The 24526-nt window shown below is 59.3% G+C and carries 18 protein-coding genes, 1 tRNA gene and 1 other RNA gene; 15 read left to right on the top strand and 5 right to left on the bottom strand.

Translation table 11 applies throughout. The features are described from left to right. Window positions 1-59 precede the first annotated feature (59 nt). Window positions 60-2108, top strand: coding sequence for an acyltransferase family protein (locus tag AC5RVD_RS15360; RefSeq protein ID WP_494127397.1), 2049 nt, complete (start codon window positions 60-62; stop codon window positions 2106-2108). A 38-nt stretch (window positions 2109-2146) separates the two neighbouring features. Here AC5RVD_RS15360 and AC5RVD_RS15365 read toward each other — a convergent pair whose 3' ends face one another. Beyond that, complete coding sequence (locus AC5RVD_RS15365; RefSeq protein WP_494127398.1) at window positions 2147-2914, bottom strand: YaaA family protein; 768 nt, start codon at window positions 2912-2914, stop codon at window positions 2147-2149. A 127-nt stretch (window positions 2915-3041) separates the two neighbouring features. On the opposite strand from AC5RVD_RS15365, the gene rnpB reads away from it, so the two are divergent. The 4 genes from rnpB (at window position 3042) to AC5RVD_RS15385 (ending at window position 7787) form a co-directional block, all read left to right on the top strand. After that, window positions 3042-3434, top strand: an RNA gene (gene rnpB / locus AC5RVD_RS15370) — RNase P RNA component class A. Window positions 3435-3683: 249 nt separating this feature from the next. After that, window positions 3684-5573 (top strand): L,D-transpeptidase family protein, encoded by a 1890-nt coding sequence (locus tag AC5RVD_RS15375; RefSeq protein ID WP_494127399.1) that lies wholly within the window; start codon window positions 3684-3686, stop codon window positions 5571-5573. A 351-nt stretch (window positions 5574-5924) separates the two neighbouring features. Continuing rightward, window positions 5925-7385 carry a glyceraldehyde-3-phosphate dehydrogenase gene (locus AC5RVD_RS15380; protein WP_494127437.1) on the top strand — a complete coding sequence of 487 codons (1461 nt, stop codon included), beginning with the start codon at window positions 5925-5927 and terminating at the stop codon, window positions 7383-7385. 201 nt (window positions 7386-7586) lie between these two features. After that, window positions 7587-7787 (top strand): hypothetical protein, encoded by a 201-nt coding sequence (locus AC5RVD_RS15385; RefSeq protein ID WP_494127400.1) that lies wholly within the window; start codon window positions 7587-7589, stop codon window positions 7785-7787. Window positions 7788-7841: 54 nt separating this feature from the next. Here the strand turns inward: AC5RVD_RS15385 and def are convergent, their stop codons facing one another. The 3 genes from def to orn form a co-directional block, all read right to left on the bottom strand. Continuing rightward, window positions 7842-8414 carry a peptide deformylase gene (def, locus tag AC5RVD_RS15390; RefSeq protein ID WP_494127401.1) on the bottom strand — a complete coding sequence of 191 codons (573 nt, stop codon included), beginning with the start codon at window positions 8412-8414 and terminating at the stop codon, window positions 7842-7844. A gap of 139 nt (window positions 8415-8553) precedes the next feature. Continuing rightward, window positions 8554-8626 (bottom strand) — tRNA-His (locus tag AC5RVD_RS15395). Between the two features lie 151 nt (window positions 8627-8777). Next, entirely contained in the window at window positions 8778-9392 is a 615-nt protein-coding gene (orn, locus tag AC5RVD_RS15400; protein WP_494112046.1) for an oligoribonuclease, read from the bottom strand. A gap of 211 nt (window positions 9393-9603) precedes the next feature. Between orn and mptB the strand changes: the two genes are divergently transcribed. The 10 genes from mptB (at window position 9604) to AC5RVD_RS15450 (ending at window position 22228) form a co-directional block, all read left to right on the top strand. After that, window positions 9604-11136: a polyprenol phosphomannose-dependent alpha 1,6 mannosyltransferase MptB gene (gene mptB, locus AC5RVD_RS15405; protein ID WP_494127402.1), complete on the top strand. Its 1533-nt coding sequence runs from the start codon at window positions 9604-9606 to the stop codon at window positions 11134-11136. A gap of 36 nt (window positions 11137-11172) precedes the next feature. Further along, the gene (locus tag AC5RVD_RS15410; RefSeq protein WP_494127403.1) at window positions 11173-11601 is read left to right on the top strand and encodes a DUF3224 domain-containing protein; all 429 of its coding nucleotides are present in this window, start codon (window positions 11173-11175) and stop codon (window positions 11599-11601) included. 85 nt (window positions 11602-11686) lie between these two features. Beyond that, complete coding sequence (locus tag AC5RVD_RS15415) at window positions 11687-12535, top strand: ABC transporter permease (protein WP_494127404.1); 849 nt, start codon at window positions 11687-11689, stop codon at window positions 12533-12535. Then, window positions 12519-13310, top strand: coding sequence for an ABC transporter ATP-binding protein (locus AC5RVD_RS15420; RefSeq protein WP_494127405.1), 792 nt, complete (start codon window positions 12519-12521; stop codon window positions 13308-13310). The genes AC5RVD_RS15415 and AC5RVD_RS15420 overlap by 17 nt, the downstream gene beginning before the upstream one ends. Continuing rightward, on the top strand, window positions 13310-14383 hold the full coding sequence (locus AC5RVD_RS15425) for a glycosyltransferase family 2 protein (RefSeq protein WP_494127406.1): 1074 nt from the start codon (window positions 13310-13312) through the stop codon (window positions 14381-14383). The genes AC5RVD_RS15420 and AC5RVD_RS15425 overlap by 1 nt, the downstream gene beginning before the upstream one ends. A gap of 125 nt (window positions 14384-14508) precedes the next feature. Further along, window positions 14509-15204: a CDP-alcohol phosphatidyltransferase family protein gene (locus tag AC5RVD_RS15430; RefSeq protein ID WP_494127438.1), complete on the top strand. Its 696-nt coding sequence runs from the start codon at window positions 14509-14511 to the stop codon at window positions 15202-15204. A 17-nt stretch (window positions 15205-15221) separates the two neighbouring features. After that, complete coding sequence (locus AC5RVD_RS15435) at window positions 15222-16109, top strand: glycosyltransferase family 2 protein (protein WP_494127439.1); 888 nt, start codon at window positions 15222-15224, stop codon at window positions 16107-16109. An 86-nt stretch (window positions 16110-16195) separates the two neighbouring features. Further along, on the top strand, window positions 16196-16657 hold the full coding sequence (locus AC5RVD_RS15440; RefSeq protein ID WP_494127407.1) for an FAD synthase family protein: 462 nt from the start codon (window positions 16196-16198) through the stop codon (window positions 16655-16657). A gap of 46 nt (window positions 16658-16703) precedes the next feature. Further along, complete coding sequence (locus AC5RVD_RS15445; RefSeq protein WP_494127408.1) at window positions 16704-19337, top strand: CDP-glycerol glycerophosphotransferase family protein; 2634 nt, start codon at window positions 16704-16706, stop codon at window positions 19335-19337. Window positions 19338-19513: 176 nt separating this feature from the next. Next, window positions 19514-22228 carry a glycosyltransferase gene (locus tag AC5RVD_RS15450; protein WP_494127409.1) on the top strand — a complete coding sequence of 905 codons (2715 nt, stop codon included), beginning with the start codon at window positions 19514-19516 and terminating at the stop codon, window positions 22226-22228. A gap of 182 nt (window positions 22229-22410) precedes the next feature. Here AC5RVD_RS15450 and AC5RVD_RS15455 read toward each other — a convergent pair whose 3' ends face one another. Further along, on the bottom strand, window positions 22411-24504 hold the full coding sequence (locus AC5RVD_RS15455) for an acyltransferase family protein (protein WP_494127440.1): 2094 nt from the start codon (window positions 24502-24504) through the stop codon (window positions 22411-22413). Between the last annotated feature and the right edge of the window lie 22 nt (window positions 24505-24526).

Below are 24526 nucleotides of genomic sequence, written 5' to 3' on the forward strand. Positions count from 1 at the left end.
ATTGAGAGTCCGCCAGAATCAGGAGGAATCTCATCCCACAGTTGCTTCGAGACGCGGACATGACAGTAGTCAAAACCAACGCGCGATCCACCGGAATTCGCCTTGACATTCAGGGACTCCGAGCTGTTGCTGTTTCTTTAGTCGTCGCTTACCACTTCTGGCCCGAATTGATTCCCGGGGGCTATATCGGTGTCGACGTTTTCTTCGTCATTTCAGGGTTCCTCATAACCACCCACCTTCTTCGAAGGCCTCCCGCGACTTTTCGTGACCTCGTAAGTTTCTGGGCAAGACGTATTAGGCGGCTGTTGCCGGCCGCATTCGTTGTGCTCGTCAGCACACTGATCATGACACGTCTTATCGCGCCCCCCACATTGTGGGAGTCGGTGGCAGGCCAAGTGGTCGCTTCGGCTTTCTACGTACAGAACTGGGTCTTGGCAACTTTGTCGGTGGATTATCTCGCTTCTGACGAAGTTGGTGGGCCAACTCAACATTTCTGGTCACTCTCAGTTGAAGAGCAGTTCTACTTGGTTTGGCCCGTGCTGTTTCTGGCTGCAGGATGGCTGTGTACAAGGTTGAAGGTCAGCTTCAGGCACATCGTGAGTCTGTTTGTTGTAGCAGTCCTAGCCCTATCGTTTCTTGCGTCCGTGTACTTTACGTCGGCGGAGCCTGGGGCAGCGTACTTCATTACTCCCACGAGAATGTGGGAAATGGCTGTCGGAGGCGTCGTCGCTTTAACCGGGGCCCTCCACAGTGCCAAGCTTTCTCCCCGTGTTTCGAGCCTCGTGGCCTGGGTCGGCCTTGTTGGAATCGTAATCGCCGCCTTCGGTTACAGTTCTGCGACAGCCTTTCCGGGCATGGCTGCAGCCCTCCCCGTGCTCGGCTCCGCCCTGGTGATCCTTGCTAACGCTACTTCGGCGTCATCTCCGCTGATCGTTCTTCGGCACAAGCCGGTCCAGTGGCTGGGCGACGTCTCGTACTCAGTCTATTTGTGGCACTGGCCGCTGCTTGTCCTGCTGCCATATCTCAGCGGCGGGACGTTGGGGTGGATTGATTACATTCTCCTCTGCATGGCTGTCCTGCTGCTGGCGCACCTGACTAAGGTCCTGATCGAAGACCGATTTAGGAGGAGAAACAATAACTGGGATTTGAAGCGCACCTATCGGTTTGCCGTGGCGGGGATGCTGCTTTGTGCCGTGCTTGGAGCGGCCCAAGTCGGGGAGAGCCGATACAGAGAAGCACAAGCCCAGGAAAATTTCGCCCAACTGGCCAACGATTCGAAGTGCCTCGGTGCGGCACAACTCCTCAAGGAAGAGTGTTCAGCTGGCATCGAACTCATCATGGATCCGTCCGTGGCCAAAGCCGACAAACCAGCCGCCTACGAAGATGGATGCTGGAATTCCCCGCCGTTTGATACCCGGAAGTCCTGTACTTATGGTGACGGTTCGGTTCACGTGGCCTTGGTAGGTAACTCACATGCGGGGCATTGGTTGCCAGCTCTCCAGATCTTGGCTGAGGAACACGACTGGACTATAACGACGTACTTGACTAGTGCCTGCAACCAGACTGACGCGCTGGTCGTTTTTGATACCGACGAGAAGACACAAGGGTGTAAACAGTTCGGTAAGTGGGCGCAAGAGCAGACAATCGGGGACGCCTATGACTTAGTCATCAAGTCCGAGTTGTCCGTGCCCGTGCAAGCAGACGGAAAGAGCGAGTTTGAAGCGGCCGTGCACGGTTATTCGAGTTACCTGCAGCGTTGGGCGGCGACGGGTACCAATGTAGTTGTAATCCGTGACACTCCGTATCCTAAGCCTCACATCCCCTCGATTCCGGACTGTGTGGCGGAGAACGAGGACGCCTTATCGGCATGCATGGGGACGAAGGAAGAATGGCTCAAGCCCGATCCGCTGTTCGAAGCGGCAGATCGAGTGAATCGACCGACTATCAGTTCCGTGGACTATACGAATGGGTTATGTGGTCCCGAGTTCTGCAGTGGCGTGAATGGTGGCCTGATCACCTACTTCGACGGATCCCATTTGACGACCACCTTCAGCAAGACTCTTGCCCCCTACCTTGAAAAGGACCTACTGGCTGCCATCGAGGGGTGACCGGAGTTCGGCCGAGGTAGTGGCTAGGGATCAGATCGCTATGAGGCGGCCAGGACGATATTCAGCGCGTGGGCTTTACGTATCGTGCCTTCGACAAGTTCCGCCTGCCAAAGTTCCTGCGCAGCCTTCAACAATGCGTCCGGTGTCTCGGGCGCTATGCCGCGCCTCGTCACCAAGTGGCGGGCGAGTTCGCCACGTGTGTGCTTGGCGAAGTGCGAGACCACGGTGCGCTTTCCGTTCCGCTCCTGGAAAACGTTGACCACTACGGTCCGGGCAGGGTCAGGAGTCCAAGCGGCAGCGTAGGTGCTCGAGCGGCAGTCCACCAGCAGGTGGCCCTCCGCACGGGTGTCCAGCGCCTGGGGGAGCCGCTGCTTCCAATAGGAGGCAAGCTTCCCTATTTCCGGCAGGCCCACGGACATGGACAGCCGGTAGGCCGGAATGCTGTCTGCAAACCCGATCGCGCCCCACAGCGCTGAGATGACGACGACGGCGGCGTCCGCCCTCCGTTTCTGTGCCGCGGTCATGGATTGGTAGCCGAGGGCGTCGTAGAGCACACCGGAGTAGACGGTGTGCGCCGGAGCGGAGGGTTCGTCGTGCAGCCGTGTGTTGCGTTCCACCTCCGCAGCCAGCGAGGCTCCGACGCCCAGATGGGTGACAGCTTCCGGGCTCCGGCTGACGTGGGCCAGGGCCGCCAGCACCTCCTCGCGGGCCGGGTTCAGCTCCGGAAACTGCAGTTCCTGCAGCTCGAATGGGTGTCCCTTGGCGGCAGCAGTCTTCCCTTCGGAAGGCGGAAGAAGAATCAGCACCGTAAGAGCCTACCGTTGCACGGCTCTGCCGAACGAAAGGCGGTCCGCCGCCGTCGTCAGTGAAGGAAAGCGGCAGAAGTGGGAGATTACGGGTGACGGGGGAGCAGGCCGTATCCTGAAGGCGGGACGGGTTGGCTGGGCGATCGCGTCGGGCTGGTTCGCGAGGACGAGTCTGCCGAGGAAAGTCCGGGCTCCACAGGGCAGGGTGGTGGGTAACGCCCACTCGGGGAAACCCGCAGGCAAGTGCCACAGAAAACAGACCGCCAGGACTGCTTCGGCAGGACCTGGTAAGGGTGAAACGGCGGTGTAAGAGACCACCAGCGCCCCGGGCGACCGGGACGGCTAGGTAAACCCCACCCGGAGCAAGGCCAGACAGGGCACGGTCGAGGGCTGCTCGCCCGAGTGTCCGGGTAGGCCGCTTGAGGGTACCGGCAACGGTGCTCCTAGATGGATGATCGCCACCCGGCGGCGGGCAACTGCCGCAGGGTGACAGAACCCGGCTTACAAGCCAACCCGTCCCACCCCTGGTAGGCGCTGGGGCGAAGTGCTTCAAGCTCGTTCTCAGCCCGCTCTCCCCAGCTGTTGGCCGGCTTCCAGAGGCGAGTGGCTCTCGCAGCCCGGAATATCACTTCGCCGGCGTTTTCCTTACATATAGCGGGCCGAAGACGACAGTGGTCGATACAGTCTCAGCTGGTTCCATCGCCAGCCTGCATCTCTCGCCGGGGGAACTATGAACCGCCCTTCGTTGTCGTTTACTTCGCTCCGCTCCATGTTGCGCGTTGGCCTGACAACAGCAGTCCTCACGACGCTGCTCGCCTCGACCCTGCCCGCCTTCGCTACCAGCGAGGCGGCACCGGTCAGTCCTTCTTCCCATGCGCCCGCACCCGCTGATCCAACACGGGACGGCATGCCGAACAATGGCGAAAGCCCCGTCCCGACCGAGGCCCCGGGCGGCGAAACGGGTCCAAAACCCCAGCCGACACCAACCAACGTTGTTTCTTCACCTTCGACTCCGGCGGACCCATCCGGCGGCGCGTCGGAAGAGCCAGCCGTTCCCGCAACCCCGACGCCTTCGGTGCCCACAGAACGGGAGAAAGCACCAGGGGAGCGTTCAAAAGCACTCGTGCAGCAGAGCGCCCCCGAGGAAGCTCCCGAGACAGATAAGCCGCTGGGAGAGCCACCGCATGTAGCAGCAGGGCAGAAGGCAATCGCCGCGAAGGCCACTGCCTTGAAGCTCAGCCCGGTCAATGACTTCCGCTGCACGCTCAAGGACAACGGCTGCGTCCGTACGTACACGGACGGCGGCGGGAAGGCGCGGATTGGTATCTACTGGTCTTCAGCAACGGGCGCTCAGGCCGTGGACCTTAGGCACGCCATCTACGAGACTTACCGGGCTGCCCAGTACCAAAACGGCAAGTTCGGCTATCCCACCACAGACATGAAGGTCCTCTCCGATAAGAGCGCCTCGCAGCAATTCCAGGGCGGCATCATCAGCTATACGCCCCCGCACATTATCGCCGGCAAGAAGGCCATTGAAGCCAAGGCAAAACTACTCAAGCTGGTTGCGGTCAATAATCCCAACTGCCGACTGGTGGGCAACGGGTGCGTCCGTACCTACAAGCCGTCCTCCAAAAGCACCAAGCGCATCGGCATCGTTTGGACGGCGAAAACCGGTGCACGCACCATGAACCTTCAGCACCCGATCTACAACAAGTTCCGGATCGCAGGCTACCAAAACGGAACCATGGGCTACCCGACGTCCGACCTGAAGTGCGGCCTCAAGTCAAAGGGATGTATCCAGGTCTTCCAAAAGGGAACGATCGCGTACTCGCCCTCAACGGGCGCCAGGATCCTGACCGCACAGATGAATTACAGCTGGAAGGCCCGCGGCAGCCAGAATGGCACGTTGGGCTACCCCTTGCAGGACGCCGTGAAACGTAGCGGCAAGACCACGCAGGTTTTCCAGGGTGGCTCCCTGGTGGCGGCTCGGGTGGGCGCCGTCATGTACCCGAAGAATGAGTGCTGGGCGATCGGCGCGAACAAGACCCGCTACGCGCATAGCTGGGCCAACCGCATCTCCTTCACCATCGCGGAGAAGTACGGAACCTCTAAGGCCAGTTTCATCAACTGCGTGCGTGTTGGCTCCGTCTACAAGCAGGAATGGAAAACGGGCAACGCGACTGTAGGACTCAAGGGCTTCAAGCGGCCGGGAGTGGCATCCGGCCACACCCAGTACCGTTGGTCCCCGCAGGGCAGTTTCACTGTCCACGAAGCGTTCGGTGAGGGTAACCCCGGCACGGACCTTAAGTACAAGAAGCTGAACAAACGGTCCAGGTGGTCCGGGACGCTCGGCTCCTCCTACAACAAGTACTACGAAGCCGGTTCTGTGGGTTACGAACGGTGGCCGGACGAGAACATGTGGTTTTACATGCGTCTTCCCACCGGTGACTACCGCCAAGGTGCGGTGATCGACTACAACCGCGGGCCAGGGCAAACAATTAAGCAGGGCGCGGGGTTCGCCATTTTCCTGCACGCCAATCCCGTTCCGACGGCGGGTTGCATCGCACTGGACCTCAAGAACGTGGTCCGCTACCTCAAGACTGCGGACCCTGGGGACAGGATCATCATGGGGGTCCGGAAGGACATCTTCAAAGCCTGATCCTTTGACTGCCGACGGCGGTGCGTACCTGGGGAGCACCGCCGTCGGTGCGAGGCAGGGGTATCCGTCCGGCCAGCATCTCTTCTGTGAGGCAGTTCACCCGTAACGGTGCATCCGTGCTCCGCGTAGTCTCTAGAATGGATAACGGATAGGCGTTGACCCGCCGCCGATCGACAGTCGGCGACGAGAACGGGCAGATCCACAAAGCTTCCCGCCGGCACTTGGCGGTGGCGTGCCGGGTGGCCGGACAGACTGTCGCGGCCAACCGGCGTCGTCGTGAAAATCCACGGCGGTGACAACCGGGCTCGACGGAGAACCCGGCTGATGTAGGAAGGTAATTCTGTGAACCAGATGTCAGAGTCGGCCCTGGATACGTGGACCAACCGCGAGGCACTTGCCGAAGCGATGATCCCGATGATCGGGCGCTTGTACCGCGAAAACAACGTAGTCACCTCCATCCACGGGCGCAGCCTGATCAACCAGTCCGTGGTGGGCATCCTGAAGGCGCACCGCTTCGCCCGGCAGATTGACGACGCCGAACTGCCGCTGGAAGAGACCTTCCCCGTGCTGCAGGCGATGAGCGAGCTGGACCTCGGCGCAGGTTCCGTGGATTTGGCCCGGCTGCTGGTGAAGTTCAAGAACGAAGGTTCCGGCGCCGAGCTGAAGGACTTCGTGCGCTCCGAGCTGGCGGATATCGTGGGCAAGCGCGGCGCAGACGAGCGCACCAGCACCGACGTTGTGCTCTACGGCTTCGGCCGTATTGGCCGCCTGCTGGCCCGGATCCTGGTGGGCCACTCCGGCGGCGGCCACGGCCTGCGCCTGCGCGCCGTCGTGGTCCGCAAGGGCAGTGACGACGACCTGGTCAAGCGCGCCAGCCTGCTGCGCCGCGACTCCGTGCACGGCCCCTTCGAGGGCACGATCTCCGTGGATGAAAAAAACAACACCATCCAGGCCAACGGCACCCTGATCCAGTTCATCTACTCCAACGACCCGGCATCCGTCGATTACACCCAGTACGGCATCAAGGACGCCATCGTGGTGGACAACACGGGCAAGTGGCGCGACGAGGCCGGACTGTCCCAGCACCTGCAGTGCCCCGGCGTCTCCCGCGTGCTCCTCACCGCACCGGGCAAGGGCAGCCTGAAGAACATCGTGCACGGCGTGAACCACGCAGACATCACCGACGAGGACAAGATCGTCTCCGCCGCCTCCTGCACCACCAACGCCATCACCCCTGTGCTCAAGGCGCTGAACGACAAGTTCGGCATTGCCCACGGCCACGTTGAGACGGTGCACTCCTACACCAATGACCAGAACCTGATCGACAACTTCCACAAGGGTTCCCGCCGCGGCCGCTCCGCCGCGCTGAACATGGTGCTGACCGAGACCGGCGCGGCCAAGGCCGTGGCCAAGGCCCTGCCGGAGCTGGAAGGCAAGCTCACCGGCAACGCCATCCGCGTCCCCACCCCGGACGTTTCCATGGCCATCCTGAACCTGAACCTGGAACAGGACGCCACCAAGGAAAGCCTGAACGAGTACCTGCGCGGCATGTCGCTGAACTCGGACCTGCGCAAGCAGATCGACTACATCGACTCTCCCGAGGTCGTCTCCACCGATTTCGTCGGCTCCCGCCGGGCGGGGATCGTGGACGGCCTGGCCACCATCGCCAGCGGCAAGAACGCCGTGCTCTACGTCTGGTACGACAACGAATTCGGCTACAGCTGCCAGGTGGTCCGCGTGCTCGAGGAGATCGCCGGCGTCAACCCGAAGATCTTCCCGGCCGTGCTGGAACCGGTGGCCGAGACGGTCTGATCGCCCTTAGACGGCAATAACGACGGCGAAGCCGGCGGCATGCGAATGCCGCCGGCTTCTGCCGTTAAGCGGCCGGTGACATCGGTAGACTCTTGCTTAATAACCGGTTTCGTCGCGATGCAGGCGGCCCTGCAGGTTGAAGCGGTCCACGGAACCACTGACGCTATGGCTTTGCGGCGGCGCCGTTCCTACAATGGCCGCATGGTAGAGATGACGCGCTGGGAACGGGCGCAGGTCAATCACAAGGAGGCCCAGCGGCTGCTGGACGCGGCGCAGGACGCCTACGCCCGCGGCAATGTGACGGAAAAGCGCGTGGCCGAACTCAAACGGCTGCGGGACATCGCGCTGGAAGATCTGCACCGCTGCGAAAAGGACCATAGGTCCAGCCTCACTGACAGCTGACCGGTAACTTGCTTCCCTTTAGAGGGAGCTCCGGACTTCGAGCGCGGCGGACGGCTAGTGGCCGAACGGATCGGGATCGACCCCGGGCAGCCAGATGTTGCCGGGGACGCCCCAGCCTTCCCTCTTGATGTTCTTCCGAGCCCGCTTGCCCCACCGTTCATTCAGCCGGTCAATGTACAGCTTGCCGTCCAAATGGTCGTACTCGTGCTGCATTACCCGGGCGAACCAGCCGGTCGCCTCGAAATCCACCGGGCTACCGTCCGCGTCGAACCCTCGGACGCGGGCCCACTCGGCCCGCTTCAGGGGGTAGCTGTGTCCTGGCACTGACAGGCAGCCCTCGTCTTCCTCGTCGGGGTCGGGTTCCGCGCCCGAGACCTTGCCGAGTACCAGGGTCGGATTGACCAGTACTCCCCGCGGCGGGACGTCGTCGTCGTTGGCGAATTCATAGGTGAAGATCCGCAGTCCCACCCCGATCTGCGGAGCCGCCAGCCCTACGCCGTGGGCCTCGTCCATCGTCTCGAACATGTCATCGATGATCGCGCGGAGCTCGTCGTCGAAGCTCTCGACCTCGAGTGCACGGCGGTGCAGCACCGGCTCGCCGGTGATAGTGACGGGGCGGACGGTCATTTCTCTCCTCACTCAGGATGATTCGCCTGGGCATGCGCTGATTAACCATCAGCGCGGGGCGCCGCCGTTGCGGCCGGACATGCGAAGAGCCGCCCCGGCTTCGGGACGGCTCTGCTGCCGGCTGCTGCCGGACCTTCGGGGTGAGTAACGGGGATTGAACCCGCGACCTCCTGGACCACAACCAGGCGCTCTGCCAGCTGAGCTATACCCACCAAGTGCCCTCTTGTTCCTCCCGACAGACCCCGCTCCAGCGGTTTCTGTCGGTCTCCAACCAGTAAGGCAACGCAGACTAGTTTACATGCTTTTCATCTGGCTTTTGCCACTTTAGGTCATTCCCGCAGTGAAAGTGGCGCAGCTAACATTCTAATCCGCGGAAGTGGCGCCGATGCTTGCGGCGATCTTCTTGGCGGTGGCTGAATCCGGGCCGGGGGAGGGGACGAAGACGGCCTGCCGGTAGTAACGCAGTTCATTGATTGAGTCCTTGATGTCGCCCAGTGCCCGGTGTCCCCCGCTCTTGGCCGGCGCTTGAAAATAGGCACGTGTAAACCAGCGGCGCGAGAGCTCCTTGATCGTGGAAACGTCGATGATCCGGTAGTGCAGGTGATCAATGACGCGGGGCATGTCGCGGGCCAGGAAGGTGCGGTCCGTGCCAACGGAATTGCCTGCCAACTGCGCCTTGCGGGGTTCGGGAACCCATGCCGTGATGTATTCCATCACTTTGTCTTCGGCCTCGGCCATCGTCATGCCGTGCGGGAGCTCATCCAGCAGTTTGGACGTGGTGTGCATGGTGCGGACGAAGTCGTTCATTTGGGCGAGGGCCTCCGCAGTGGGCTTGATGACGACGTCGACTCCCTCCCCAAGGATGTTGAGTTCCGAGTCGGTCACCAGGACGGCAACCTCGATGAGCGCGTCGGCTTCGAGGTCCAGCCCCGTCATTTCGCAGTCGATCCAGACAATATGTTCGTTAGAGATTGGCACTCGACAAATGTATCGCGTCAGGGTGCTGGCGCGCGGGACAGGCAGCAGGGAATGCCGAGGCCCCCGGTGCTAACATGCTGAGAGCACCTCAAGCAGGCGTGCCTCCCACGCTGCCTTCGACTGACCGTTCCGAGGCCTGCAGACCACCCCCGCGGCACGCGCCGCACCGGACCAGGTGTACTGGCCCCGGAGTGATTGGACCGCCGAGAAGATGACTGCCCCAAGACCCGCGACTGAACCTTCCAGCTCACGCAGCGGAAGCGTCGTCAAGGAACGGTCTACCCGGAGCATCCTCGAGGGCGCCATCGGTTCGTTCATGATGTTCCTCGGGTCGCTGGGGGTCGGGTGGCTGGCCTCGGTGTCCGAACTGCGGCGCTGGCCCCTGCTGATCTTCCTGCGGGTGGAACTGGTCGGTGTGATCCTCTCGGTGGTCCTGCTTGCCCTCGGGGGCATGATCCTGGTGCGGGCCTGGCTGCGGCTCGGACAGCAGTTCACGGTCTGGGGCGAGTCCGCGCGGCGGGCAACGCTGACCGCCATCGTTGCCTGGGGCACCCCTCTGGCACTGTGTATCCCGCTGTTCAGCCGCGACGTCTACGCCTACATCGCTCAAGGCAAAGTCATGGTCAACAACCTTAATCCCTACGTGGATGGGTACGACCAGTTGCAGAATTATCTGCAGACCGGCGCCGACGACCTCTGGGCACGCAGCCCAACGCCTTATGGGCCGATCTTCCTCTGGATGGAGGAGTTCATCGTCTGGCTCACCGGCGGTCACCCGGAATACTCCATCATCATGTTCCGGATCCTCGCGATCGGCGGTGCCGCGCTGTGCGTCTACTATGGACCGAAACTTGCGGAACTGCACGGCATCAACCCCAACCGGGCGTTGTGGCTGGCCTGCGCGAATCCGTTGTTCCTGACCACCTTCATCGCCAGCATCCACAACGATGCCCTGATGCTGGGGCTCGCCCTTGCCGGCCTCTACTACGCGGCGAACCGACGGGTATTGCTGGGCATCTTGCTGGTGACACTCTCCATTGGCATCAAGCCGATCACCCTGATCTTCCTGCCATTCGTCGGCCTGTTGTGGGCGGGCAAGGGAGCCAGTTGGCCGCGCAAATTCGGCTACTGGGCCCTGACGGCCGGAATTTCCTTCGGGCTGCTGGCAATTCTGGGAGCGATAAACGGGCTGGGATTCGGCTGGGTGGGGGCCTTGAGCCAGCAAGGAGCCGGCCTGATGATCTGGTATGCCCCGGTCGGGCTGCTGGGGATCTTCCTGGGGCTGGTCTCCGGCGGATTGGGGTTCGACGGCGCGATGGTGCAGTCCGCCGTCTACACGGGTGGCAGGGTAGTGGCCGTGCTAATTGTTCTCTACACCATGTTCCGCGGCAGCTACGACCGGATTGTCCGTCGGCTCGCGCTGGCGCTTGCCGCCGTGGTGTTGCTCGGCCCGATGATCCAGCCTTGGTACATCGTTTGGCTGCTACCGCTGTTTGCGGCCACAGGGATCCGGAATGACTGGCAGGTACAGACTGTCTACGCGGTGACGTCCTTCCTGATGATCTACGCGATCACAGACCAGCTGGACATCTTCCCCTACATCGAATTCGACCTCGACATGGCGCGGCTTCTCGCCTGCATCGTGGCCGTCGCCTTCGCGCTGTACCTGGTGTTTCTGGATCCGAAAACCCGCAAACTCTTCCGCAAGAAATACGCCGACTCACACGACCAGCGACTCTTCTGACGCGCTCGGCAACCGATCTAGGAGAAACAGGGCATCATGACCGACGCCGAACACATCATCGCCGCCGACTTCGACGTCACCGATTGGGTGCCGGAACCCTATGAAGTCGAGGGCACGAGCTCGGACCTGAGCCGGGTCCGCGTGACCAAAGTATTTGACGGATTGATCACAGGCACCAGCCGGGCAGAACTGCTGATGGCCGGTAACAGCACCGGTGCCGGATACGTTGCATCCGAAGTGTTCACCGGCTCTGTTGATGGGCGCGAAGGCACGATGGTGATCCAGCACTGGGGCCTCGCCGAGGGCGAAATCGCTGCCAGCGACGGGCACATCATCCCCGGCTCGGGCACGGGTGCGCTGGAGGGAATTGGGGGGAAAGCCCTCTACGTGCAGGACGCCGCTGGCCAGCACAGCCTTGAACTGCGCGTGTCCTTCCGGGAGGGCGAATCCACGGTTCGGGGCTGAATCATCTAAACTCGGTAGGTGCACCGCCGGCGCCTCCGGGACGGCGACGCCGCCGTCCACCTGTAAGTAAGGGAAACTACCTGGCATGAGCCTTGCCGAATATGCGAGCGAAAACCGCCTCCACCGAGTCGGTGCCCGGCCACCACTTTTCCGCTACCTCTCGGAAGCATGGGCCCGACGTGACTTTGCCATCGCCATGGCGAGGGGCAAGATCGAGGCTTCCAACCAGCGCAACAGGCTTGGCATGCTCTGGGTGTTCATTAAACCCACGCTGAACGCGCTGATGTACGGGGCAATCTTCGGCATCCTTCAAGGTGCTAACAGGCCGGAAAACTTCCCGATGTATGTAGTGATCGGCGTTTTCCTCTTCGAGTTCTTTGCCACTTCGATGAACAACGGCGCAAAGTCGATCACAGGAAACGGCGCCCTGGTGCAGTCTCTGGCCTTCCCACGCATAACGTTGCCCGTCTCCACCGTGATCCAGAATCTGATGACACTCGTGCCGATGCTCGCGGTGATGTTCGTCTACATCCTGATCTTGGGTGCGCCGATCAGTGTGGAGTGGCTGCTGATTATCCCGTTGGTTGCTATCTTCACTGTATTCAACCTGGGCGTAGCACTCATCGGCGCCAGACTTACGGTCCACGTCAGAGACCTGACCCAATTACTCCCTCTCGTCACCCGGATCCTCTTTTACACCTCCGGCGTACTGTTTGCCATCGATCGCATTCTGGCCGCGGCACCGTGGGCGGTGCGACTGTTCGACTTCCATCCGCTGCATGAAATCCTCTCCATCGCCCGAGGGATTCTGATGCCTGGAATGGACTACGATCCGATGTACTGGCTCTACTTTTCCGTCTGGTCCGTTGCGGTCTTCCTTGCCGGAGTCTTGTTCTTTTGGGTAGCTGAGGAGCGGTATGGCCGAGTCGACTAAGACTGGAGAAGCGTTGATTGGCACAGATGCGGCCGGAGCCGCCCGCAAGCCCGTCGTCGTCGTCGATGATCTGCATGTGAAGTACTACGTCCATGCCGGGGGAAAGCCCGTGAAGGGCACCGGGCGGTCGCTGCTGCAGCGGGGAGCCGGCAGGCTCCGTACAGTCCACGCCTTGAAGGGAATCTCCTTCACCGCGTACGAAAATGAATCCATCGGGGTCATTGGCTCGAACGGATCCGGCAAGTCCACGCTGATGCGGACGCTCGTCGGGCTGACCCCTCCAGCGCAGGGTGCCGTCTACGCCTCCTCTCGTCCAAACATGCTGGGAGTGGGCGCGGCCTTGATGCCGGACCTCTCCGGGGAAAAGAACATCCAATTGGGCGGGCTCGCGCTTGGGTTCTCCAAGCAGGAGATCACAGGGCTTCGGGACGACATCGTCGAGTTTGCCGAGTTGGAAGAGTTCATCGACCTTCCCATGCGGACTTATTCGTCAGGAATGCAGGCGCGGCTGAAATTCGCCATCGCTGCATCGAAGCAACACGAGATCCTCATCGTTGATGAAGCCCTTGCGGTCGGCGACCAACGGTTCCGGCAGAGGAGCGAGGCCCGCATCCGTGAAATACGCGAGAACGCCGGCACCGTCTTCCTTGTCTCGCACTCGATGAAATCGATATTGGATACCTGCAGCAGGGTCATCTGGATCGACAAGGGCGTTCTGGAAATGGACGGCGACCCGCGAGAAGTCGTGGACGCCTACAAGGAGTCCAGGAAATAGTGACTTCTGCACCCGTCTTGCCTCCGTTGGAGGAGTGCCCTGGCGTGTCCTACATCATGCCCGTCCTCAATGAGGCGGCGCACATTGAGGATGCGGTCCGCAGCATTCTGAACCAGGAATACGCAGGGCCTAAGGAAGTGGTTTTAGCGCTGGGGCCTTCAACGGATGGCACGAACCGGATCGTGGCGGACCTGCAGGCGCGGGAACCGCGGTTACGCAGCGTCACCAGCCCCACCGGCCGCACCCCGGCCGGACTGAATCTTGCCCTTCAAGCCTCGAGTCATCCGGTCGTCGTCAGGGTGGATGCCCATACGGAACTTGAGCCCTACTACACGAAGCGCGGGGTGGCAACGTTACGGCGGACCGGTGCAGCTGATGTCGGTGGGCTCATGGACGCCCGAGGCAACACTCCCTTTCAGCGAGCAGTCGCAGCCGCCTATGTTTCGCCCTGGGGGCTCGGTGGTGCTGCGTATCACAGCGGCGCACCGGAGGGCCCGGCAGAATCTGCCTATCTGGGCGTCTTCCGACGCGAGGTCTTTGATGAAGTCGGATTATTTGAGGAATCGTTGTGGCGGGGCCAGGACTGGGACATGTGCCTGCGCCTGCGCCAAGCCGGCTACACGGTCTGGTTCGACCCGGGGCTGAAGGTCGTCTATTGGCCGCGCGCGCACTGGGGAAAGCTGGTACGGCAGTTCTACGCCGCGGGGATCTGGCGGGCAGAGCTGGCTAACCGGCACAAGGAAGGAAAGTCGGCGAGGCACTTCCTGCCGCCAGTACTGGTTGCCGCGTTGAGCGTCGGCGTTGCTTCCGCCAGCATGCTCGCCACTGGCACCGCCAAGACGTGGCCAGCAAGCCTGCGGGTTCTGGCCGGGGGAGCGGCCTCCGTCCCCGCGCTTTACACGGCGGGCGTCACATACGCAGCAGCCAACATGCCAGGCGACCTTGGCAGGCCCGAACGCATACGACTGCTGGCGGTGCTGCCAGGAATCCATATCAGTTGGGGGCTGGGGTATCTCCGCGGACGGCTGTTCGGAGCAGTAGGCACAGTAGACACCAGCCGGAGGACATCGTGACCGCCGTTCAGCGACCGGCACGCCCTACTCTGGAGCAGCTCCGCTCCGTAGCCCAGCCGCCAGAGGTCCGAAGCAGAAAAAACGCTGAGCACTGGACAGCCGAGCTCTATCTCCGGCATATCTCCATTTACCTCACAAGCGTCTTGGTCCGCACACCGATCTCCGCGAACGGCGTAACAGGCCTCATGATTCTGTCGGGGTGGGCGATTTCCGCATCCCTGCTGATTCCCGGAATCTGGGGACCTCTGCTGGCGGTCTTCTTCTCGCAGCTGCAGTTGTACTTCGACTGCAGCGACGGGGAAGTAGCGCGCTGGCGCGGAACACAGAGTCCCAAAGGAGTCTTCCTGGACAAGATCGGCCACTACACCACAGAGGGCCTGATCCCCGTCGCGCTCGGGTTGCGCTGCCTGGGAGACTTCGGCCTGCCGGGCCGCGATCCGGGGCAGGCCTACCTCCATCTGTTCCTGGGTGCGCTGCTGGCGTTCCTGATCGTGCTGAATAAGTCCCAGAACGAAATGGTTCATGCTTCTCGGGCACTGGCCGGAATGGGCAAACTGCCCGATACGGCAGAGGCTAAAGCCGTACCTGCCGCGTCCTTCGTCGGCAGGCTCCGTCGGCTTGCCCGATTCCTGCCCTTCCACCGAGTGCTGCATTCGGTGGAGATGAGTCTATTGGTCCTGGCCGCGGCCATCGTGTCGTTGGTCGTCGGGGAGCAGGTGTTGGGGGAACGCGGGTTGTTGTACGTTTTGGTGCCCGCAGTCTTGTTCGTGAACATCGGTCATTTCGTCGCCATCATGGCCTCGCCAAGGTTGCAAAAGTGAGTGACGTGCGACAAGACATGACTCGGCATGAGCCCGGCTTTGGTGTGGTGATCTTGACGCAGGGTACGCGCCCGGCCGAGCTGCAGCGAGGTTTTGAATCGTTGCAGCGGCAGCAGGGTGTAAGCCTAGACGTGGTGGTGGTCGGCAACGGCTGGAAGCCAGACCACGTTCCGCCAAGCTTCAAGACCCTGCACATCGAGGAAAATATTGGAATTCCCGCTGGACGTAATGCAGGTGTCCCGCTCGTGGAAGGGGAGTACCTTTTTTTCCTCGACGACGATGCCTGGCTGCTCGACGACGACTTCCTTGCCCGTTGCGTTCAGCTGTTCCGTGAGCAGCCCCAAATCGGCATGATTCAACCGCGGATAGAGGATCCGGAGAATTCTCAGGCGCCACAACGTTGGATCCCCAGACTACGCAAGGGGAGCCCGTCCCAGTCAAGCAATGTTTTCTCAGTCGTCGAAATGGCGATCGCCATGCGCCGGGATGTCTTCGACAGGACGCCGGGCTGGCCCTCTACTTTCTGGTACGCACACGAGGGCATCGAATTCGCTTGGCGCGTATGGGACACCGGCTTCCGCACCTGGTACGCGGGGGACCTTCGCGCGGGACATCCAGTCATCGATCCTCGGCGCCACAAGGAGTTCTACCGACTCAATGCCCGCAATCGCGTGTGGCTGGCAAGACGAAATCTTCCTTGGCCTGTCAGCTGGGCCTACGTGGCGTCCTGGACTATCATTCAGACGATCCGCTCGGGACGACGTCCCTCTGAATTCCGGCCGTGGTTAGCTGGTTGGTGCTCAGGCTGGAGACAGAATCCGTGGGGACCGCAGGAGCGGCCCCGGAAACTCAAATGGCGGACCATTCTCCGCATGGGAGCGGCAGGTCGGTGGCCAGTCATGTAGCCCTGTGTTCAGCTGAGGCTAAGCCGACAACTGACTACACTTGCATGCGGAAGCAAGCGATGTAATAGGAGATTTCGAGGTATTTTATGGCAAAAACCGTTCTCACATATGGAACGTTCGACCTGTTCCATATCGGTCATCTGAACATCCTGAAGCGGTTGAAGAGCCTTGGCGACTGTTTGATCGTGGGGGTCTCGACCGACGAGTTCAACGCCGTCAAGGGCAAGAAGCCTATAGTGCCGTTCGAGCAGCGTATAGAGATTGTTAGGTCGATCCGTTACGTCGATAAAGCTATTCCTGAAAACAGCTGGAAACAGAAGCGCTCGGACATCGAAGAGTATGGTGTCGATGTCTTCGGGATCGGCGAAGACTGGAGAGGTAAGTTCGACGACCTCGGAGACAAGGTCGAAGTAGTGTACTTGCCGCGAACATCCGGCATCTCCACGACCGAAATGAAACGAGTTCTCAGCGCGTTTGACGAAAGGCACGTAGAAGAATTGAAACGCACTTTGGACAGCATCAGCCAGATAGTGAAAGAGTTGAGTTAGTCCTTTGAATCTAATCAGTCAATCGAGAGACAAACTGCAACTCGGAGTGAAATTGCGCAATTCTTCGACAATCCAGAGAATCACACGAAAGGTCAAGAAAGCCGCGGCCTCGGAGCTCTATGCTAGGGCGCGCAAGCAGCCTTTGCGCAAAGGCACCGTCCTTTACGAGTCCTTCTCTGGCAACGGAATGTTGTGCAATCCTCAGGCGATTTTCAGTCATCTACTGACCAATCCTGATTATGCGCATTTGAAGCACATCTGGGTACTGTCGTCGCTCGAGGAATATAGCCGCACCGTAGACAAATATAAGGACAACAAACGCGTCAGCTTCGTGCGGTACGGATCTACCGACTATTACGAGGCGTTGTCGACGAGTGAGTATCTCATTAACAATGCCACGTTTCCCTGGCAGTTTTCCAAACGTCCCGGACAGAAGTACATCAATACCTGGCATGGCACGCCTTTGAAAAGGATGGGTTATGACATAGCCGGGGGTGGCCCAGACACGCGCAATATTATCCGTAACTTTGTCCAAGCCGACTATCTTGTATCGGCCAACAAGTTCATGACGGAACAGATGTACCTCGATGGCTACCGGCTTAGGAACCTATATCAAGGTGCAATTGTTGAGACTGGATATCCGCGGATAGACCTGCATTCTCAAGTCGATCGCGTGGAGTTTTTCGACGAACTAGCTCAGCATGGAATCCGGGACGATGGTCGGAAGATCATACTATACGCTCCCACCTGGAAAGGCGGCTCCTTTTACGAACCGTCTAATGATGCTGCTGCACTGCACCGGACCGTCAACGAGTTAGAGAAGCTTATTGACCCTACCCGCTACCGAATACTGCTGAAGATACATCAGGTGGTTTATGGGGCGGCTGCACAGAACGCAGATCTACGAGGCTACCTCGTGCCGAATGAGCTGCCTACAAACAGCATGTTGAGTTTCACGGACATTCTTATTACAGATTATTCCAGCATTTTTTTCGATTTTTTGGCTACGGGGAGGCCGGTACTTTTCCATATTCCTGACCTTGAGCGGTATTCCGGTGATAGAGGTCTGTACCTCCAGCCCGAGGAGCTTCCTGGCCCGGTCTCCACTACGACCTTCGAGTTGGCTCAAGCTATCGATGAAACGGAACGACGTGTCGCCGGCCAAATCATTGACCCCGCGACCGAGGATCGTTATATGGCTGCACGAGAGCGATATGCGGCGAAGGAAGACGGACATTCAACTGGGAGACTAGTTGATGTCGTTTTCAATGGTAGGCACGATGTGGAAGGCGTGTTTACAGACCACCGAGATGAACGCGAACGGATATTGGTTTACCTCGGGGGTCTGGCATCAAATGGGATCACGACTTCTGCGCTGAATCTTTTAGATAACATTGATTACACCCGCTTCGACGTTTCGGCCTTGTACTCGTACAGTCGCAACGCAGACAAGATGGGTAACGCTGAACAGATAAATACTAACGTCAGGCTTTTCCCGCGTCAGGGACACCCGAACGTCGGGATTAGCGATCGCAAGAAGTACCGCAGATTGCTGAAGGAGGGGATTGCGCCCGACCTCGACTTTCTGCACTCGGACCAGCCAATCTGGGATGAGGAATGGTATCGATGCTTCGGCGACTCTGAATTTGACTACATTGTCGACTTCAGTGGTTATGCCCCCTTCTGGTCTTATTTGTTATTGCGTGGCAAGGCGAAGCATCGTTCCATCTGGCTTCATAACGATCTGAAGTCTGACTCTCAACGCGAGGTGAACGGCAAGAAGAACCTAAGGGAGCATCTTGAAGCTGTTTTTACGGGCTACAAGCACTATGACAGTTTAGTTTCAGTGTCCGATGAACTCAGCAGACTCAATCGACAGCACCTGTCGCAGTATGCTGACGAAGGAAAATTTGTTTCTGCCCCCAACACGGTTAACAGCGCAAAAATCATGGCCTTGACCTCACCGTCTTACGAGCGGCTTACCGGGACAGCTAAATCTCTTGACACTCCCGCCTTCTCTGATCTTCCCAGCGCAGTACGCGCCTTGCGCGACCTGTATGCCACGGAGGACATCGCCTCCGAAGCGAATCGCCAGTCGTGGCTGGAAGGATTCTTTCCGATAGACAAGACGACGACGACGTTCGTATGTGTCGGCCGCCTTTCACCCGAGAAAAACCATGCGAGACTCATCGAGGCATTTAGCCTGGTACATCTGGCAGACAAAAACACGCGGCTACTTATCGTCGGCAACGGGCCTCTCCTCCAAGACCTGGAATCGGTCGCGGCGCGGCATGGTGTCTCTGATTCGGTGGTTTTCGCGGGGCAACAATCCAATCCCTATGCGCTCATGAAAGCGTCTGATTGTTTTGTTCTTTCTAGCGACTATGAGGGCCAGCCGATGGTCATCTTGGAAGCCAAGATACTAGGGCTGCCCATTATCACTACCGCCTTCGGTTCTGTAGCCAGTGCTGTGCCGCCGGGAACGGGGCTCGTTGTTGAACGGTCAGCCGAGGCGCTGGCGCGCGGCATGCGCGACTTTCTGGATGGGAAGGTTCCTTCATCCGAATTCGACGTGACAGCATACAACCGCTCAGCACTGGAGCAATTTTACGCCGCTATAGGTGCTCGGGTTGGCAATAACGACTTTGACCAACTCGCGGCGGCCTTGCAGCAGTCCTAACTAGGTATGCTGTCCGACGACACCCATGTTGTGAGCAGATTTCCCTGCGTTCGATGTACCAAGTCCAAATGGAGGCAGCGCTCTTGAACCCGAAGCCAAAGTCAAATTTTGCAGCCCAGTTATTGGGTCGCGTTGTCCCTAAATCGAGTCACGGTGCTAAGGAACGGCAACAACACATGGTTATCAAGTCTGCCGACGTCGCGGTATCGGTCATCGTTCCTGTCTTCAACGCTGATAGGTATATAAGCGAGACGATCGACTCGGTTCTTAGCCAGGCCCTTCCTCTTGGTGCCCTAGAGCTCATCATCATCAATGATGGTTCGACCGACTCCACGGCTGCGATCATCGACGCTGCAGCGGAGGCAGACGAGCGAGTGCATGTAGTCCATCAGGAGAATTCTGGAGGCCCTAGCGCTCCAAGAAATACTGGACTGGATAGAGCGAGGGGGCGCTACGTATTCTTCCTCGACAGCGACGACGTGTTGGCCCCCAACAGTCTGGAGGCAATGACAAATGTAGCGGAACGTGAGGGATCGGATGTGGTTTTGGGGCGTTTCGGAAGCCTGAATGGTAGACACGTGCCGGATCATATGTTCCGCAAAACTGTGCTGGACGCTGACGTGATAGAGACGAATGCATGGGACAGCTTGGGCCCGATCAAGCTTTTCCGGAGGTCGCTGATCGAGTCCCTCGGGTTGCGTTTTGCTGCAGACCAATGGATTGGAGAGGACCAGCCATTTACTGCTGCAATGTATCTCAACGCGTCCAAGGTGTCGGTGTTAGCAGACCGAACCTACTGCTACATCCGTAAGAGGGACGATGGGCAGAATATTACAACGCGAAAACAAACGTTGGCTGACAAGGCTAAGACGACCACTCGACTAGCGGCGGTCGTTGCACGATACACGGAACCTGGGCAGCGGCGGGACCGGTTGATCCGGCGTGTATTCACCTCCACGTTGCCGGCTGCCTTGGGGCACCTTTGGGTCTCTGCAACTGACGAGGAACGCCGCGAGTTCTCAACTACTGTGTGCGAAGGGTTGAGGCCGTTCTATACGGCACGGGTAGAAGGGTATTGCACTGTCATTGGTCGGATGAAGAACGACCTATTGTTCAGAGGGGAGACTGGGGCGCTCACAGCCCTCGCCGAGTACGAGGCGGCGAATCGCGGCATATCGTGTTCGATCGAAATGGGCCAAGTATTCATTAGGATTCCTGATGAAGTCGCTCGCCTAGTTCCTGAACGCCTGCGTTGCGATGTGGGTGTACCTGGTACAACCCACAAACTTACCGAACTGCGAACACAGGATTCTAGCTTCGTTATATGCGGATATGCAGGCTTTAGCGGCGTGGACGTCCCGCCGACGCATGTGCGGGCTTTCGTAGTCGAACGTGGATCATCTGAAGAACACGAACTTCCTGTCCGTCATTTGTCCTCTCGGCGAGTTGGGGCGACGCATGTTCGTGAATTCTTTATTGAGACGAACCTTCTTGATGTATTCTCTGCTACGGATTCTCCGGATGGCGCCTGGGGATTGTTCGTCGATATTGCCCGGGACGGAGTCTCCCAGCGTATACGTTTCGGTAAGTACAACACGGGCCTTGTAGACGAACGTCTAGGTGTCCGTGCTTCAAACTCCAATGGTACTCAACGCAATATCATCGCCTACTTTAATGCCGGGCACCGAAATTTGACTTTTGATATCGGCGGTTCTGTCCACAAGAGTGCCGCGGTTATAGACGTGCTTGGCGTTGCTCAAGACACTGGGGAAAGGACGGTCCGGTTACGTGTCGTAACACGGATATGTCCAGCTCCCGCAACTGCGCCGGAGTTTATAGACTCTTCTGCCCACGTACTCGGCTCGCGCCAGGTCGGCGATGGAGTCTATGAGGTTGATTACCCACTAGGCGACAAAACCGTTCCGGTAGCCATCCGGGCAAAAGTGTCCGAAGTAACTCACGACCTGCACCTTCCGACACCGACCTGGCTAGAGGCTGGGCCGTATGAATTCTCGAGAGACAGCGAAGGAAGGCTCGTCGCACGCCCAAATGCCGCAGCCATATCTACCGATCCGGCAGACAACGGAAACCACGGTCAGGCCTTGAACGTCTATTGGTGGGACGGGAAGCCGAATTTCGGAGACGTGATTGGACCATGGTTGGTCGAGATGATGACAGGCAAATCCGTGGTTAACACAAAGGGCAAGCGTGAGATCGGGAATACGCTCGTGACCGTAGGTTCTCTGCTCAATCACTTGGACCGGGGCGGAATGGAGATCTGGGGCACCGGACTGATTGCTCCGATGGGTGAGGAATCGGTGAAGCGTCTCGCCCAACGACGTCCCAAACAAATACATGCAGTGCGTGGAAAAAAGACACGGGACGAGTTGGTGTCCAAACTCGGTTGGGATGTTCCCGAAGTATACGGTGATCCTGCACTATTGCTGCCACGGTTCTACAAGCCTGCTGCCCGGCAGAACGGTAAGAAGCGTATTGCGGTGTGCGCCCACTATGCGCACAGGGCGCACTTCCCGCCGTCTGACTCCGCAGTGGTTGATTACCTTGATGTTGCCAGCCATCCAGCCGAAGTGATCGACAGCATCGCGAGCTCATCAACGTGTATATCAACATCGCTTCATGGAATAATCATCGCTCAGGCATACGGTGTCCCATGGGTGTGGCTTAGAATCGAGGATAAGCCGTTGGTCGGCGACGAGTTCAAATTTGAAGATTTCTTCTCAGTCATCGATCGGGATCAAGTATCGAAGCTCTCTGTAAGCATCGAAGAACTCCAGAGTTTGAACTGGCCGAAGATCGCACGTACGGCCAAGTTACCGCGCAACCTGAGTACTTTCGATGATCTACTAGACGCATTCCCTCAGTCTTGGTAGCACCGGATTAATTCAACTGGGATGGTCGCACGCAGGTCTGTGCTGGTCGGTACTTGCGCTTCTATCGCGTCGGAGGCCGAAGGTGCGTCGGATGGCGTCCGCAGGCGGGTAGAGGAAGAAACGTAAGAGCCCCTGTGACATCATGGTGCACGGAATCTGTTCCTGACCTACGCCGCTGGTGGTTACTTACTTGCAAGGGCATTGAGAATCGGGCGTTCTAGATAGGGGGCAAGGGTTAGCGCGTACGTAGCCGTGATGTGGGAGGCATCAAAGTAGGTGACCACCGACCCCACCACTGCAGGGCACGAACCGTCAGAGCAGAAGTAGCCGTCTAGATTAACGGTGCTGATCCTGGAGTGGTTCAGGTCATGGGCTGCCGAGGTAAGGGGGTCCATCCAATGCCACTCGGCGGGCGTGCCCGAGCATTTCTGAGGATTGCCTGGGTTTTCGGCGAGGCAGTCAGGAATCGAATCGACGGTTTTGCCGGGGTAAGGCGGATCCTTGATCACGAGGACGCTGGCGCCGCTCTCCGCCCAACGGGACAAGAAGTTTCGGTAGCCGTCAACAGCAGGTTCTTCGGTATTGGCCCACGATTTTCCCTGAACCGGGATGGACTGACGTTCGGACGTGACGATCAGATCAAACGCATCGCCGGATGTTTCATCCAGCACCCACTCTCCGTAGGCGGAGCAATTGGCCGTCTTCTCCTGGGTATCGAATTGTAGAGGGACCGACGTCGGGTTGCACCTTGAGACCAGATAGGTGGAGATCGTCCAATCGTTCCGCTCGGCCAACACTTGCAGCGCCGGCAGCCATTGACCGGCGTGTGAGTTTCCGACGAGCGCCACCTTGGTGGGCCCATCCCCGTAAATGCAAACGGGACGGCCAGTGAACGGTTGGTTCGACCAGCAGCCGTCAGCGTAGGCATCAGCCCTGTCGTCTTTGGCGAGTGATGGCTCGGGTACTACTGGTGCATGAGGGTCCGGGACGCACTCGTCAAAGCCTCGGGCGATGGCAGCGGCACCAAAGCACGGATCGCCGGTATTAAGCGTGACAGCGAGTTGTTGTTCTGCTTGCGTAGTGCGTTGCTGGACTTCGACTAGTTGCGCGCCGCCCACCGCCGTGAGCAGCACAATGCCAGCAGCCGCGAATCCGTACGTGGGCGCTAGCCTGTTTTGGCTGGATGGGAATCTAAAGCGGTCCTCTATGAACGTTTTACTTAGGCCTGCCAACACTAGTGTCGCTGCCAAGATTATCGCCTTGTCCAGCCAGCCAAGTTCTCCTCCGCTGACGTACGGCAGCAAGACGATCAAGGGCCAGTGCCAAAGATATACCGAGTAGGAAACATCACCCAGCCACTGGACCGGCCGGTTCCTCATCAGCGCGGTGGGGGAGAGCCTCCCCTCAGCGCCTGCAAAGATTACCAACGCGGTGCCCGCGACCGGCAGCAGCGCGGTGTATCCCGGGAACGGCGTGGACCCCGTGTACAGCACACCGGCAGAGAGGATTGCTGCAACCCCGATCCACGCGAGAGTTGAACGAGCAGGGCTTTGCAGGTTTGCCGCAGACTTTGGTGCTACTAGAGCCACGAGACCGCCCAAGCCCAGTTCCCACATGCGGGTCGGCGTGACGAAATACGCGCTGCCCGGTTCAGAAGCGGTGGCGGTGACGGAATAAGCCAGAGAGAGGACGACGACGAGGGATACCGCGGCCAGGAGAAGTAACCGTGCATTCATTGCGCGTTTCGACGCAGACCAGAAGACGACGAGCACGAGGACCGGCCAGAGGAGGTAAAACTGCTCCTCTAGCGACAAGGACCAAAAATGTTGTGTGGGGGTGGGGGCGTTCTCTGCAGCTAGATAGTCGATCGAACTTCCGGCCAGCATCCAGTTCTGCACGTACAGTGTCGACGAGACTATCTCTTTCGCAATTGCGCCCCATTGCGTGGGCGGGGCCACCAACCTCGACACGGCGGCGGTGGCCGCAAGGACGACGAACGCTGCCGGTAAGAGCCGGCGAATCCTGCGCCCCCAAAAACCGGTCAACCCGTGCCAGTCGGTTGGAGGCTGTCTGACCAAATGGGAAGTGATCAGGAAACCGGAGATCACGAAGAAGACATCCACGCCGACGAATCCGCCCGTTAAACGTTCAGGCCAGAGGTGATAGGCAACTACCAGAGCCACGGCTATTGCACGAAGCCCCTGGACGTCGCTGCGAAGTGACTCCGCATGTTTTAGATGCGGAGCGCCGACGCCAGTCTCAGCTGCTAACGTGATGTCAAACTCCTGTGAAACAAGA

Source organism: Arthrobacter sp. THG-b23, assembly GCF_059091265.1.

Bases quoted from the DNA above. Each gene is read 5' to 3' on its own strand.
- AC5RVD_RS15380 (WP_494127437.1), top strand. From the start codon at position 5,925: ATGTCAGAGTCGGCCCTGGATACGTGGACCAACCGCGAGGCACTTGCC.
- AC5RVD_RS15435 (WP_494127439.1), top strand. From the start codon at position 15,222: ATGACTCGGCATGAGCCCGGCTTTGGTGTGGTGATCTTGACGCAGGGT.
- AC5RVD_RS15360 (WP_494127397.1), top strand. From the start codon at position 60: ATGACAGTAGTCAAAACCAACGCGCGATCCACCGGAATTCGCCTTGAC.
- AC5RVD_RS15415 (WP_494127404.1), top strand. From the start codon at position 11,687: ATGAGCCTTGCCGAATATGCGAGCGAAAACCGCCTCCACCGAGTCGGT.
- mptB (WP_494127402.1), top strand. From the start codon at position 9,604: ATGACTGCCCCAAGACCCGCGACTGAACCTTCCAGCTCACGCAGCGGA.
- AC5RVD_RS15450 (WP_494127409.1), top strand. From the start codon at position 19,514: ATGGTTATCAAGTCTGCCGACGTCGCGGTATCGGTCATCGTTCCTGTC.
- AC5RVD_RS15420 (WP_494127405.1), top strand. From the start codon at position 12,519: ATGGCCGAGTCGACTAAGACTGGAGAAGCGTTGATTGGCACAGATGCG.
- AC5RVD_RS15440 (WP_494127407.1), top strand. From the start codon at position 16,196: ATGGCAAAAACCGTTCTCACATATGGAACGTTCGACCTGTTCCATATC.
- AC5RVD_RS15375 (WP_494127399.1), top strand. From the start codon at position 3,684: ATGTTGCGCGTTGGCCTGACAACAGCAGTCCTCACGACGCTGCTCGCC.
- def (WP_494127401.1), bottom strand. From the start codon at position 8,414: ATGACCGTCCGCCCCGTCACTATCACCGGCGAGCCGGTGCTGCACCGC.
- AC5RVD_RS15410 (WP_494127403.1), top strand. From the start codon at position 11,173: ATGACCGACGCCGAACACATCATCGCCGCCGACTTCGACGTCACCGAT.
- AC5RVD_RS15385 (WP_494127400.1), top strand. From the start codon at position 7,587: ATGGTAGAGATGACGCGCTGGGAACGGGCGCAGGTCAATCACAAGGAG.